The following is a 12,462-nucleotide window of genomic DNA, read 5'->3' on the forward strand; positions in this document are numbered from 1 at the left end:
CGACCTCACGTCAGCACGACCGTCGAGCTGTGCCAACCTTGATCTGTGGTGCAAAGGCCGGTGTGCGTGCTCGGGCTGGGGCTGATCGGCGGTTCGATAATGCGTGCGGCCACGGCTGCCGGTCGCGAGGTGTTCGGCTACAACCGGTCGGTGGAGGGCGCGCAAGGAGCCCGATCCGAAGGTTTCGACGCCACCACCGAACTCGGCGAAACGCTGCGCCGCGCGGCCGACGCCGAGGCGCTGATTGTGCTGGCCGTCCCGATGCCGGCGTTGCCGAGCATGCTCACCCACATCCGCGATTTGGCCGCGAACTGCCCGCTGACCGACGTCACCAGCGTCAAGAGCGCCGTGCTCGACGAGGTCGCGGCGGCCGGTCTGCAGCCCCGGTTCGTCGGCGGTCACCCGATGACGGGGACCGCGCACTCGGGGTGGGCCGCCGGCCACGCCGGGCTGTTCACCAGGGCTCCGTGGGTGGTCAGCGTGGACGACCACGTCGACCCCGCGGTGTGGTCGATGGTGATGACGTTGGCCCTGGACTGCTTGGCGGTGGTGGTGCCGGCCAGATCCGACGAGCACGACGCAGCGGCGGCCGCCATCTCGCATCTGCCGCACCTGCTCGCCGAGGCGCTGGCCATCACCGCCGCCGAGGTTCCGCTCGCGTTCGCGCTGGCCGCAGGTTCCTTCCGGGACGCCACCCGAGTGGCGGGCACCGCTCCGGACCTGGTGCGTGCGATGTGCGAAGGGAACTCCAGCCAGCTGGTGCCGTCGGCCGACCGCGTCATCGACCTACTCAGCCGCGCCCGCGACTCGCTGGCCACCCACAACTCGGTTCAGGAACTCATCGAAGCCGGCCACGCCGCACGAACGCGCTACGACAGCTTCCCGCGCTTCGACATCATCACCACCATCATCGGCACGGAGAACTGGCGCGAGGAACTCGCCGCCGCCGGACGGGCGGGCGGGGTGATTAGATCCGCTCTGCCAATCCTGGATAGTCCTCAATGAACCCGTCAGCATCGACGGTCACCGTGGTGTCGGCCACCGGTGACCGCAGCTTGATCCCGTTCAGCCGCCCCTGGCTGGTGTAGCTCACGGTCGCCGCCGTGACGGACATGTCCGGCACATTCACGTAGACGATCGGCAGCACGATCGTGTCCGAGCGTTCGTGTAAACCCAGACGCCGGATCGGCAGCGCGTTGAAGAACGGGCTGAAGACAACGTCGACGTCAAGTGCGCCGTTGTATCCGGCTCGCCGTTCCCCCTGGTGGTCGGTGATCAACCACATGTTTTCCTCGTCGCGCGCGATTGCCAGCTGGCGTTCCCGCTCGGCCAATGTGACGGTGAGCCCGAACCGTTTGGTGGCACCGCTTTCATCGGTCTGCAGTTCGTAATATGCGCCGAACGCCGGGTTGACCGCGGTAGCCGCGGCCACGATGCGGCCATTCGCCCGGATTCGCTTGCCAGACAATTGGACTCGCACCGATTCCATGCGCGAGACGTCTTGTGCACGCCAGGTCAACATCGCCGGCCAGACGCGCGGAGTCGAATCAGAAGAGGCTGCGTTCACTCATCTACCGTAGAGCGTGTCCGCCGACCGCGGCAGAGCTGTTCTGAACTGCACTCGCCGTCCAGGGGCGCCGACGGCCGATGGGTTTACGCAACCGACCGGTGCCGGGCACGGACGCCCACACGGCCAAAGCCAGCAGCCCGTCGAGGATCAGCGCCAACGCCGCCACCATCAGCGCGCCGACCAGGGCGAGGTGAAACTGGCGCACCTTGATCCCGTCGATCAGGTAGCCGCCAAGCCCGCCGAGGCTGGCATAGGCGGCCACCGTCGCGGTGGCGACCACCTGCAGCGTCGCGCTGCGCAACCCGCCCAGGATCAGCGGCAACGCGTTGGGCACCTCCACACGCAGCAGTACCTGGGTTTCCGTCATGCCCATGGCGCGGGCGGCGTCGACCACCGTCGGGTCGACGTTGGCGATGCCCGCGTAGGTGCCCGCCAGCAGGGCCGGAACACCCAGCAGCATCAGGGCAAACAGCGGCGGCCCCAGGCCCAGCCCGAACAACAGCACGCCGAGCAACAGCACTCCCAGCGTCGGCAATGCGCGCAACCCGTTCACGGCGCCGACCACCAGCACCGTGCCACGGCCGGTGTGCCCGATGATCAGCCCGATCGGCACGGCGATCACCGCTGACGCCGCCACCGCCAGCGCGGTGTATTCCAGATGCTCGGCGATGCGGGCCGCCAGGCCGACCGGACCGGTCCAGTTGTCGACGGTCAAGATGTAGGACACCGCCCGCTGTACGAAGTTCATCGCGCACCGCCCACTATCGGGGCTGACACCGAACGACGGTGCTCGCGCGCGGCGCGTTCCCATGGGGTTGCCAGCCGCCCGATCAGGTCGATCAGCACGTCGATGACGATCGCCAGCGCGAACAGCGCGATGATGCCGGCAACGATCTGATCGCTCTTGTTGGCCTGGTAACCCTCGGTGAACCAAGTGCCCAGACCGCCGATGCCGATCACCGAACCCACCGAGACCATCGCGATATTGGTCACGACAACCACCCGCAGACCCGCGACCAGCACCGGAATCGAAAGCGGCAGTTCGACTTTCACCATCCTGGTGATCGTGGGGTAGCCGACCGCTTTCGCGGCGTCACGCACCTGCGCCGGTACCGCGTCCAGTGCCTCGAGCACCGCCCGCACCAGCAGCGCGGTGGTGTAGGCCGTCAGCGCGACCATGACATTGGCTTCGTCGAGGATGCGGGTGCCGATGATCATCGGCAGGGCCACGAACAGCGCCAGCGACGGGATGGTGAAAACCACGCTCGCAGTTGCCGTCGTCAGCCGTCGCGGAATCGGCGCCCGCTGCACCAACATGCCCAACGGCACCGCGATGGCAAGCCCGATGAGCACCGGCACCAACGCCAGGCGCAGGTGGACCACGGTCAGCGCCCAGGCGTCGTGCAGATGGGTGAGCAGATAGTGCATGCCTCAGGCCCTTTCGGGCTTGCGCCGGGCTTCGGCGGCCGCGAGCACGTCAGTGGCCACGACTCCGCCGACCGCCTTGCCGGCCTCGTCAACGACCACCCCCACCGAAGACGGCGATGACAGTGCCGCATCCAGCGCCTGGCTGAGATTTCCGCCCAGGTGGAACACCGAACCGACGGCGCTCAGGCTGTCCGACAACGGCACTCCGGCGCGATGCCGGCGCAGACCGTCGGCATCGATCCAGCCCAATGGCGTGTTCTCGTCGTCGACCACCAGCGACCAACCTTGCGCCGGCTCTGTGCCCACGTCCGCAAGGCCGTGCGCAGGGATTCGCTCGATATCGTGCAACGGCAGGCCGTCGGCATTCATCAGCTGCAGCCACCGGTAGCCGCGGCCTAGACCGATGAACCGCGACACGAAGTCGTTGGCCGGCTCCGACAACAGCCGCGCCGGTTCGTCGTACTGCTGCAGCACTCCGCCCCGCCCGAACACCGCGACTTTGTCGGCGAGCTTGAGCGCCTCGTCGATGTCGTGCGTCACGAAGACGATGGTTTTGCGCAATTCGCTTTGCAGGCGCAATATTTCGTTTTGCAGCTCGTGACGCACCACCGGGTCGACGGCCGAGAACGGCTCGTCCATCAACAGGATCGGTGGATCTGCGGCCAAGGCGCGCGCCACCCCGATCCGTTGTTGCTCGCCGCCGGACAGCTGTGCGGGATACCGGGTGGCCAGATTGGGGTCCAGCCCCACCCGTTCGAGCACCTCATAGGCCGCTTTGCGGGCGGCCTTGCGGGACTGACCCTTCAGCACCGGCACCGTCGCCACGTTGTCGATGACCCGTTGATGCGGCATCAGCCCCGCGTGCTGGATGACGTAGCCGATCCCCAGCCGCAGCTTCACCGGGTCGACGCCCGCCACGTCCGACCCATTCACCGTGATGGTTCCCGAGGTGGGCTCGACCATCCGGTTGATCATCCGCAGCGCGGTGGTTTTACCGCTGCCGGAGGAGCCGACGAAGACCGTCAACTTGCCGTCGGGGACTTCGAGGCTCAGCCGGTCGACCGCGGTGGTCCCGTCGGGAAATACCTTGCTGACGCGGTCGAAAGTGATCACCTGGCCGCCTATTTCTTGATCGGGTGATCGAAGCCGTTGTCGCGCACCCAGTTTCGCGCCGCTTGATCGGGATCGATGCCACCGTTGCCCGAAACCGAGGCGTTGAGTCCGGCCAGCCGAGCGGTGGTCAGCTTGGCCGACACGGCATCCAGCACGTCTTTCAGACGGTCCGATTTCTTCTGCGAATTCACCAGCGGCACAATGTTTCCGGCCAGGAAATTGTGCTCTGGGTCCTCAAGTGCAACCAGGTGGTTTTGCGGGATCGCCGGCGACGTGCTGAAGATGTTTGCCGCGGTGACCCTGCCGTCCACCAAGGCTCGCACCGTCACCGCACCTCCACCGTCGTTGACAGCGACGAAGTTGCCGGGGGCGATGTCGAGGCCGTACTTCTGCCGCAGCCCGGGCAACCCGGCCGGCCGGGTTTGAAACGCCGACGGCGCGGCGAACTTCACCTCCGCCGAATGTGCGGCCAAGTCTGCGATTGTTCGCAGGTTCCACATCGCGGCGGTGCCGTCGGTGACGGTGACCGTATCGGTGTCCGAGGCCGGCGACGGCGTCAGGATCGACAAATCTCCGGGCAGCCGTTTGTAGAGCTCCAGTTCGACGGCGTCCAGCATGGTCGCGGTGGCATTGGGCGCAAAGTAGAGCAGCAAGTTCCCGATGTACTCCGGCACCAGGTCGATGGAGTGGTCTTTGAGCGCCGGGATATAGGTTTCGCGGCTGCCGATTCCCATCCGTCGTCCGATGTCGAAGCCGTTGGCCTGCAACGCCTGTGCATAGATTTCGGCAACGATCTCAGATTCGGGGAAGTCAGCGGATCCGACCACGATGGATTTCATGCTGCGGGTTTCAGGGCCCAGCGGATCGGAATTGCTGCATGCCGCCACCAGACACACCGCCAGGAACACTGCCGACCACACCGCCGCGGGAATCCTCGCGCCCAGCGCGCGCCGCAGCATGATCATGCTGCAGACACTAACGGCACAGGGCGGGAAAAGGCCGCTGCGGCCGCCGCGCCACGTGACTGATGGTGGTGACCCGCCGCGATTGGCTGCGTGGTGCCGTTTCATTCCGTGGCGAATGGGGCAAAGATGGCTACATGAGCAGCACTCCCTCTGCCTTGCCCGATGAACCCGCCGGTAAGCCCGCACCGACCTCGCCGCCCCCGCCCACGCCGGCGCCCCGCACCTCTACCAAGGTCGTGGATCCGGCCGTCGGACTAACCCGCGCCGGCGCCCTATGGGCGGCGCTGATCACGGGTTTCCTGGTGTTGATCCTGCTGCTGGTCTTCGTCACTCAGAACATCGAATCCGCGACGTTCTTCTTCTTCGGCTGGAAGTGGAGCCTTCCGAAAGGGGTGGCCATTCTGCTCGCGGCAGTAGGTGGTGGGCTGCTTACGTTCGCGGTCGGCACGGCGCGGATCCTGCAGCTGCGCCGAGCGGCAAAGAAGCACGCCGTGGCTCCGGAAGACTAAGCGGCTCGTCGAGCCCTGGCTTGCACCGAGCATGCGGTGAGGGCGCGCGGATCGCGACGAGACAGACCCTGGGCGCAGGATCGATGCCGTCGCCGCAGACTCGACCCCAACAGCAGCTAGAGCTTGGCGAGTTCGGCGAGCCCACGGGAGATCAGCGGCGCCACGACTTCCGGCCCGTCGGATGCGTCGTCTTTCCCCTGCGCCTTTTCCGACATACGCCTGCGGAAATCGATACCCGCCGCGATGATGGCCAGCTTGAAGTAGGCCAACGCCATGTAGAACTCCCAATGGCCCAGGGACAGCCCGGACACCAGCGAGTAGCGGTCGGCGAGCTCGTCGGCGGTGGGCAGCAAGGGCGATGTCCACGCGGCCTGCGTGTTGACGATCAGATCCAACGCCGGATCGCGGTAGACGCACATCAGGGCGGCGTCACTGAGCGGATCACCCAGCGTCGAAAGCTCCCAGTCGACGACCGCGCGTACGCGCGTCGGGTCGTCGGCATCCAGGATCGTGTTGTCGATCCGGTAGTCGCCGTGCACGATCGACGTGCGACTCTGCTGCGGAATCGATTGCTGCAGACCGGAATGCAGTCGCTGCACGTCGGGGTCGCGGTAGTCGTCGGGCACGCGTACCAGCTCCCATTGCGAGCCCCAGCGGCGGACTTGGCGCTCCAGGTAGCCGCTGGGTCTGCCGAAGTCGCCGAGCCCGACCGCGTTCGGGTCGACGCTGTGCAGGTCGGCTAGCACCCGTATCAGCGAGTCGACGCAGCCGTCGATGGTCCTGCGGCCAAGCGCTTCGAGCTGGGCACGCCGCCGGACCACCTGTCCGGCAACGAATTCGACGATTTGAAACGGCGCACCCAGCACCGAGTCGTCCTCGCACAGGGCGACCGTGCGAGCTACCGGAACAGGCGTGTCCTGCAGTGCGGCAACCACCTTGTACTCGCGGGCCATGTCGTGTGCGGAAGGTGTCAGACCGTGCAGCGGTGGACGCCGTACGAGCCAGTTCGTCTTGTCGTCGTAAACGCGGAACGTCAGGTTGGAACGCCCCCCGGAGATGAATTCCCCACGCAATTCGCCGTCGCGCCCGATGCCGAGCGAACGCAGATATCGGTCCAGTGCGGCCAGGTCGAGCCCGTCGAGTCGGTCAGCCGAAGTCACCTGACTTGTTTACCACCGCTCTCCGCATGCCATCGACACTGCGCGGGTGGCGTCGACTCTGCGTTGGCGGCGGCGTTTCGCGCGTTGCGCCCGCCCTGGGTGCAGTCTCGATGGCCAAGCGCGCCTCACCAACGCTGATTTCGCGGGAGCAGGTCCCATACGTGTTCGGTGGAGTTGACCGTCGACACCGTGGCCTGGCCGGTCCGGGAGAACAACAGTCGCGTCACCGACGCGTAGTCGATGGGAAACGACAACAGCCGAGCCGTGCCCAGGATCTCGTGCAACAAGACGTTGATCACCCCGCCGTGGCTGAACACCGCGACGGTGTCGTCGGGATCGGCTTTGGCGACGACGTCGTCGACCGCCGCACGGACGCGTGTCCGGAATGCGTCTTCGTCGACCGCGCTGGGCAGGCGACCCTCGGCCATGCGTGCCCATTCGTCGGGGTTTTCCCGACGGATCTGCTCGACGGGGATGTACAGCGGAAGATCACGGTCGTATTCGGCGAACCGGTCGTCGATGTCGACGGGGAGTTCGCATGCCGCCGCCACCGGTTCTGCGGTCTGGATGGCCCGGCGCTGCGGGCTGCTCACCACCCGCGAGATCGGGAATCTTTCGAGCGCCTTGGGTAGCCGCGCGACCTGCGCGAACCCTTCCTCTGACAGGTCCGGGTCGGAGCCCTCGCCGTGTTCGCTGCGCAGCGGCAACGCATGCCGGACCAAAAGCAGTTGCATGGCCCAAGCCTCGCATGCGAATTTCCGGCCGTACGAAGCCGCCGGAGAATGCTATTCTCCCTCAAGAGATTGGGGTGCGCGGATGACGACTGCAAACGAGGCTCAACCAAATGCGGAAGTACTCGGTCGTTGGCTCGACGCGAATGACGCACCCGGTCACGGCGAAAAGCCGGCGCTGGATCGGCTGAGCGGCGGGTCGCAGAACACGCTCTATCTGATCAGGCGCGGTACCGAGCGCATGGTGCTGCGGATGCCCGGCCCCCGCGCCGATGCCGCTCGCATCGACGGACTGCTGCGCGAGATCCGGCTGGTGCGAGCGCTGTCGGGAACCGATGTGCCGCATGCGGAGCTGATCGCCGCCGACGACACCGGCGGGGTGCTGGGCACGCCGTTTTACGTGATGCGCGCGATCGACGGCTGGAGCCCGATGGACGGCGGGTGGCAGGCACCGTTCGACACCGACCTGCACGCGCGGCGCGGGCTGGCGTTCCAGCTCGTCGAAGGCGCCGCCAAACTCGGCCGGGTGGACTGGCGTGCCCAGGGTCTCGACGGCTTCGGCCGCCCCGACGGCTTCCACGACCGACAGGTCGACCGCTGGCTGACGTTCCTGGACGCTTATCGGGTGCGCGAGCTTCCCGGCCTGGACGTGGCCGCGGACTGGTTGCGGCGCAATCGACCCGAGCACTACACCTCGGGGATCATGCACGGCGACTACCAGTTCGCCAACGTGATGTTCGCGCACGAACAGCCGGCCAGGCTGGCCGCGATCGTGGACTGGGAGATGACCACCGTCGGCGATCCGCTGCTGGATCTCGCCTGGGCACTGCTTGGCTACGACGGAGAGGAACCGCGAGCCGACGGGTTCTATCTGGACATGCGGGGCATGCCGACCCGCAGCGAATTGCTCGAGCATTATGAGAAGGTCAGTGGGTTGTCCACCGAGAACATCGACTACTACCTGGTGTTGGCCAACTGGAAGCTGGGCATCGTGCTGGAGAAGACTTATGCCGCCGGAGTGCGCACCGGGAAAGTCGACCCCAAGATCACCGAGACGTTCGGGGCGATGATTCCTCAGCTCATCGCCACAGCGGCCGAACTCGCCCGCTCCCTACCGACCAAGGCACGGTGAAATGGGTTACGCGGACCAGCTTTTCGACCTTACCGACCAGGTGGTGCTGATCACTGGCGGAAGCCGCGGTCTGGGCCGCGAAATGGCGTTCGGTGTTGCGCACTGCGGCGCCGACGTGGTGATCGCCAGCCGCAACATGGACAACTGCGTGGCAACGGCCAAGGAGATCGAGGCCGAGACCGGGCGCTCCGCAATGCCGTATCAGGTCCACGTGGGCCGCTGGGATCAACTCGACGGATTGGTCGAGGCGACATACGACCGGTTCGGCAAGATCGACACGTTGATCAACAACGCCGGCATGTCACCGCTTTACGACAAGCTGAGCGCCGTTACGGAGAAGCTCTACGACTCCGTGTTCAACCTCAACCTCAAAGGCCCGTTCCGGCTGTCGGCGTTGGTCGGCGAGCGGATGGTGGCCGCTGGCCGCGGTTCGATCATCAACGTGAGTTCGGCGGGATCACTGCGGCCGAGCCCGGACATCGTCCCCTACGCCGCGGCCAAAGCCGGACTCAACGCCATGACCGAGGGGTTCGCGCGGGCCTTCGGACCGACGGTACGGGTCAACACACTGATGGCGGGACCGTTCTTGACCGACGTCAGCAAGGCCTGGAATCTCGGCGATCGGGAATCTGACATGTTCAGGCACCTGTCGCTGAAGCGGGCGGGTAAGCCATCCGAAATCGTCGGAGCAGCACTGTTTCTGGCGTCCGATGCGTCCAGTTTCACGACCGGTTCGATCCTGCGCGCCGACGGCGGCATCCCCTGAGTTTCGAAGAGACAGGAGTATTCGGATGTCTTGGGACTTTTCTACCGAACCCGAGTTCGAGAAGAAGCTGGATTGGATTCGCGAGTTCGTCCGCGAAGAGGTGGAACCGCTCGAGGTACTGTTCCCGGGATGCGAGTTCCTGCCCCTGACCGACGAGCGGCGCCGGATAGTCGACCCACTCAAACAGCAGGTCCGCGAACAGGGCTTGTGGGCACCGCATTTGGGGCCAGAGCTCGGCGGGCAGGGCTTCGGCGCGGTGAAGCTGACGTTGATCAACGAGATTCTCGGCCGCAGCCCCTGGGCGCCAATCGTATTCGGGACCCAGGCACCCGATACCGGCAACGCCGAGATCATCGCGCGCTTCGGCACCCAGGAGCAGAAGGACCGCTATCTCGAGGGGCTGTTGTCCGGTGAGATCTTCTCGTGTTTCTCCATGACGGAACCGCAAGGTGGCGCCGACCCGCGGGTCTTCACCACGCGTGCGGTTCGCGAGGGTTCCGGAAATGGAGACTGGGTGATCACCGGGCGGAAGTTCTTCTCCTCCAACGCCGCTGTGGCATCGTTCTTCATCGTCGTCGCGATCACCGATCCTGATGTGGCAGTCCATCGCGGCGCGTCGACGTTCCTCGTTCCCGCCGGAACCGAAGGCCTCACCATCGAGGCCAACTACCACCTCGTCGGCGCGTCACCAAATGAGCCAGGACACTCCCTGGTGCGCTACGACGAAGTGCGGGTGCCGTCCGACGCTCTGCTCGGTGAACCCGGCCAGGGCTTCCTGATACTGCAGGCACGGTTGGCCGGCGGGCGCCTGCACCATGCGATGCGGTCGATCGGGGTAGCTCAGCGGGCGGTGGAGATGATGTCTCGGCGAGCGAAAAGCCGCTTCACCCAAGGGAGTTCGCTGGCGGACAAGCAATTGGTGCAGCAGTTCATCGCCGACTCCTACACCGAGCTGATGCCGTTCCGGCTGGCGGTGCTGCACGCCGCGTGGCTGATCGACACCGCCGGCGAGCACGCTGCTCGCGCCGAGATCGGTGCCTGCAAGATCCTGGCTTCGCAGGTGCTCAAATCCATTGGGCTACGGGCGATCCAGGTGCACGGCGCATTGGGTACAACCGACCAGTTGCCGTTGGTCAACGTGTTGCTCGGTGGAGTGGCGTTAGGGCTGGCCGACGGACCTACCGAAGCACACAAGGTCAACCTGGCCAAGCTGCTGCTCAAGAACTACGAGGCCGAGGATCCGGAGTGGCCCAGCGAATTACGGAACATCCGTCGCGAGGCCGCCTTGGCCAAGTATGGGGACCTCGTTCCGTCGCTTGCTGATTCGCGGTGAGCACTCGGGTCACCGCGGCCGTCGAGCGAGCACTCGACGACCGGCAGCGGGAAGCCACCGAAGAGGTGGAGCGCATACTTGCCGCAGCCGTGCGGGTGATGGAACGTGTCGCGCCCGAGCCGCCACGCGTCAGCGATATCGTCGCCGAAGCGGGATCGTCGAACAAGGCGTTCTACCGATACTTCGCCGGCAAAGACGATCTCATCCTGGCCGTCATGGAGCGGGGCGTGGCAATAGTCGTGTCGTACCTTCAGCATCAGATGGCCAAGGAGTCCAGACCGCAGGACAAGGTCGCGCGCTGGATCGAGGGCACGCTGGCACAAGTAGCCGACCCGCACCTGATCAGCATGAGCCGCGCAGCTGCCGGGCAGATGTCGGTCGGAACCAATTGGCGCGCGGCCGAACAGGAGATGATGCGCCCGCTGCGCGATCTGCTGATCGAGCCGATCACCGCACTGGGTAGCGCCGATGTGCACCGCGACGTCGAGGCGGTGTTCAGCTGCACGGCCGCAACCATGCGGCGGTATGTGGGTTCGGCGGACCGCCCCGATGACGACGACATCGCCCACCTGGTGCGGTTCTGCTTGAGCGGGCTGGGGGTCGGTTAGTGCGCGCGGTCGTCTGCACTGCCTACGGTCCGCCCGAGGATCTGGTGATCACCGATGTTCCCGATCCCGTTCCGGGTCCTGGTCAGCTGCTGGTGCGAGTACACGCCGCGGCGGTCAACTTTCCCGACGTGCTGTTCATCGCCGGCAAGTATCAGATACGAATTCCGCCGCCCTTCACGCCGGGCAGCGAACTCGCCGGTGAAGTGGTGGCCGTCGGTAAAGGTGCGCAGTTCAGCCCCGGTCAGCGGGTCTTCGGGACCACCGCCGTCGGGGCGTTTGCCGAATTGGCGCTGCTTGATGCAGCGGCGACGTCACTGGTACCCGACGATGCCGATTTCGCCTCCGCGGCGGCCTTCGGCGTCACCTACCGCACGGCGTATCACGCCCTGCGGTCGGTTGCCCAAGTCGCCCAAGGTGATTGGGTGATAGTGCTGGGCGCCGCCGGCGGCGTGGGATTGGCCGCCGTCGACCTTGCGGTGGCCATCAAAGCGCGGGTACTGGCGGCCGCATCCGGATCGGACAAGCTGCGGTTGTGCGCGCAGCGCGGCGCGGAAGCCACTGTCGACTATGACCGGGAGGACTTGAAAACCCGTATCCGCGAACTCACCGGTGATGCCGCCCGAGTGGTCCTCGACCCTGTCGGCGGACCTTACGCGGAGCCGGCACTACGGGGCCTGGCGCGTGGCGGAACATTCGTCACGTTGGGCTACGCCGCCGGATCGATTCCGGCTATACCGCTCAATCTCGTTCTGCTCAAGGGTATTTGCATTCGCGGCATGGAGATCCGGACCTTCATGACTGATCATCCCGCGGACGCCGTCCGCGACATGGGCGAGCTGTCCGGGATGTTCGCCGACGGGACGGTCCGGCCGTACATCGGCGCGAGATTCTCCTTGGCCGAGACTCCGGCGGCATTGCGATATGTGGCCGAGCGCAAGGCACTTGGCAAGGTGGTCATCGACGTGACTGGGTCCGGGCTTTGCGCGTGAATCCTGGGCTTTGCGCGTGAATCATGGGCTTTGGGTGTGCAGCCTGGGCTTTGCGCGTGAAGCCTGGGCGTAGATTGGCGCGGCGGATTCAAGCGGTGGCCGCAACAAACGTGGACGGGTCTGACAGTAGCCGGTCGAGTTCTTCGGCGGGTGTGCGG

14 protein-coding genes are annotated in these 12,462 nt (G+C 65.8%); 7 read left to right on the forward strand and 7 right to left on the reverse strand.

Translation table 11 applies throughout. The features are described 5' to 3' along the window. Positions 1 to 60 precede the first annotated feature (60 nt). Entirely contained in the window at positions 61 to 1,005 is a 945-nt protein-coding gene (locus A5791_RS21205) for a prephenate dehydrogenase (RefSeq protein ID WP_067241013.1), read from the forward strand. Here A5791_RS21205 and A5791_RS21210 read toward each other — a convergent pair. Genes A5791_RS21210 through A5791_RS21230 form a run of 5 tightly spaced genes read right to left on the reverse strand, consistent with a single transcriptional unit; the run spans position 968 to position 5,076 of the window. Next, entirely contained in the window at positions 968 to 1,567 is a 600-nt protein-coding gene (locus A5791_RS21210) for a putative glycolipid-binding domain-containing protein (protein ID WP_067241016.1), read from the reverse strand. The genes A5791_RS21205 and A5791_RS21210 overlap by 38 nt on opposite strands. Positions 1,568 to 1,571: 4 nt before the next feature. Next, positions 1,572 to 2,318, reverse strand: coding sequence for an ABC transporter permease (locus A5791_RS21215; protein ID WP_067241018.1), 747 nt, complete (start codon positions 2,316 to 2,318; stop codon positions 1,572 to 1,574). Then, positions 2,315 to 2,998: an ABC transporter permease gene (locus A5791_RS21220; RefSeq protein ID WP_067241020.1), complete on the reverse strand. Its 684-nt coding sequence runs from the start codon at positions 2,996 to 2,998 to the stop codon at positions 2,315 to 2,317. The genes A5791_RS21215 and A5791_RS21220 overlap by 4 nt, the downstream gene beginning before the upstream one ends. 3 nt (positions 2,999 to 3,001) lie before the next feature. Then, positions 3,002 to 4,111 carry an ABC transporter ATP-binding protein gene (locus A5791_RS21225; protein WP_067241023.1) on the reverse strand — a complete coding sequence of 370 codons (1,110 nt, stop codon included), beginning with the start codon at positions 4,109 to 4,111 and terminating at the stop codon, positions 3,002 to 3,004. Positions 4,112 to 4,119: 8 nt separating this feature from the next. Next, positions 4,120 to 5,076, reverse strand: a complete 957-nt coding sequence (locus A5791_RS21230) for an ABC transporter substrate-binding protein (RefSeq protein WP_067241025.1) — start codon at positions 5,074 to 5,076, stop codon at positions 4,120 to 4,122. A gap of 134 nt (positions 5,077 to 5,210) precedes the next feature. Here A5791_RS21230 and A5791_RS21235 point away from each other — a divergent pair, with 134 nt between their 5' ends. Continuing rightward, positions 5,211 to 5,585, forward strand: coding sequence for a lipopolysaccharide assembly LapA domain-containing protein (locus A5791_RS21235; RefSeq protein WP_067241067.1), 375 nt, complete (start codon positions 5,211 to 5,213; stop codon positions 5,583 to 5,585). A 116-nt stretch (positions 5,586 to 5,701) separates the two neighbouring features. On the opposite strand, the gene A5791_RS21240 is transcribed toward A5791_RS21235, so the two are convergent. After that, positions 5,702 to 6,745, reverse strand: coding sequence for a phosphotransferase family protein (locus tag A5791_RS21240; RefSeq protein WP_067241028.1), 1,044 nt, complete (start codon positions 6,743 to 6,745; stop codon positions 5,702 to 5,704). A gap of 125 nt (positions 6,746 to 6,870) precedes the next feature. Further along, on the reverse strand, positions 6,871 to 7,479 hold the full coding sequence (locus A5791_RS21245) for a histidine phosphatase family protein (RefSeq protein WP_067241031.1): 609 nt from the start codon (positions 7,477 to 7,479) through the stop codon (positions 6,871 to 6,873). A gap of 82 nt (positions 7,480 to 7,561) precedes the next feature. On the opposite strand from A5791_RS21245, the gene A5791_RS21250 reads away from it, so the two are divergent. From A5791_RS21250 to A5791_RS21270, 5 genes are read left to right on the forward strand one after another with little or no spacing between them, the layout of a single operon-like run. Next, complete coding sequence (locus tag A5791_RS21250; RefSeq protein WP_067241034.1) at positions 7,562 to 8,608, forward strand: phosphotransferase family protein; 1,047 nt, start codon at positions 7,562 to 7,564, stop codon at positions 8,606 to 8,608. Position 8,609: 1 nt separating this feature from the next. Further along, positions 8,610 to 9,374: an SDR family NAD(P)-dependent oxidoreductase gene (locus A5791_RS21255; RefSeq protein WP_067241036.1), complete on the forward strand. Its 765-nt coding sequence runs from the start codon at positions 8,610 to 8,612 to the stop codon at positions 9,372 to 9,374. A 25-nt stretch (positions 9,375 to 9,399) separates the two neighbouring features. Beyond that, a complete protein-coding gene (locus A5791_RS21260) occupies positions 9,400 to 10,707 on the forward strand; it encodes an acyl-CoA dehydrogenase family protein (RefSeq protein WP_067241039.1) in 1,308 nt (435 codons plus the stop codon). Beyond that, the gene (locus A5791_RS21265; protein WP_067241041.1) at positions 10,704 to 11,315 is read left to right on the forward strand and encodes a TetR/AcrR family transcriptional regulator; all 612 of its coding nucleotides are present in this window, start codon (positions 10,704 to 10,706) and stop codon (positions 11,313 to 11,315) included. Before A5791_RS21260 ends, A5791_RS21265 begins: the two co-directional genes overlap by 4 nt. Next, on the forward strand, positions 11,315 to 12,304 hold the full coding sequence (locus tag A5791_RS21270) for an NADPH:quinone oxidoreductase family protein (protein ID WP_067241045.1): 990 nt from the start codon (positions 11,315 to 11,317) through the stop codon (positions 12,302 to 12,304). The genes A5791_RS21265 and A5791_RS21270 overlap by 1 nt, the downstream gene beginning before the upstream one ends. The last annotated feature ends 158 nt before the right edge of the window (positions 12,305 to 12,462 follow it).

Source organism: Mycobacterium sp. 852002-51163_SCH5372311 (assembly GCF_001667115.1).
In the GTDB taxonomy this organism is placed as follows: Bacteria; Actinomycetota; Actinomycetes; order Mycobacteriales; family Mycobacteriaceae; genus Mycobacterium.

Excerpts from the sequence above, each read along its gene's own strand:
- A5791_RS21255 (WP_067241036.1), top strand. The coding sequence starts at position 8,610 with ATGGGTTACGCGGACCAGCTTTTCGACCTTACCGACCAGGTGGTGCTG.
- A5791_RS21260 (WP_067241039.1), top strand. The coding sequence starts at position 9,400 with ATGTCTTGGGACTTTTCTACCGAACCCGAGTTCGAGAAGAAGCTGGAT.
- A5791_RS21220 (WP_067241020.1), bottom strand. The coding sequence starts at position 2,998 with ATGCACTATCTGCTCACCCATCTGCACGACGCCTGGGCGCTGACCGTG.
- A5791_RS21235 (WP_067241067.1), top strand. The coding sequence starts at position 5,211 with ATGAGCAGCACTCCCTCTGCCTTGCCCGATGAACCCGCCGGTAAGCCC.
- A5791_RS21250 (WP_067241034.1), top strand. The coding sequence starts at position 7,562 with ATGACGACTGCAAACGAGGCTCAACCAAATGCGGAAGTACTCGGTCGT.
- A5791_RS21230 (WP_067241025.1), bottom strand. The coding sequence starts at position 5,076 with ATGATCATGCTGCGGCGCGCGCTGGGCGCGAGGATTCCCGCGGCGGTG.
- A5791_RS21245 (WP_067241031.1), bottom strand. The coding sequence starts at position 7,479 with ATGCAACTGCTTTTGGTCCGGCATGCGTTGCCGCTGCGCAGCGAACAC.
- A5791_RS21215 (WP_067241018.1), bottom strand. The coding sequence starts at position 2,318 with ATGAACTTCGTACAGCGGGCGGTGTCCTACATCTTGACCGTCGACAAC.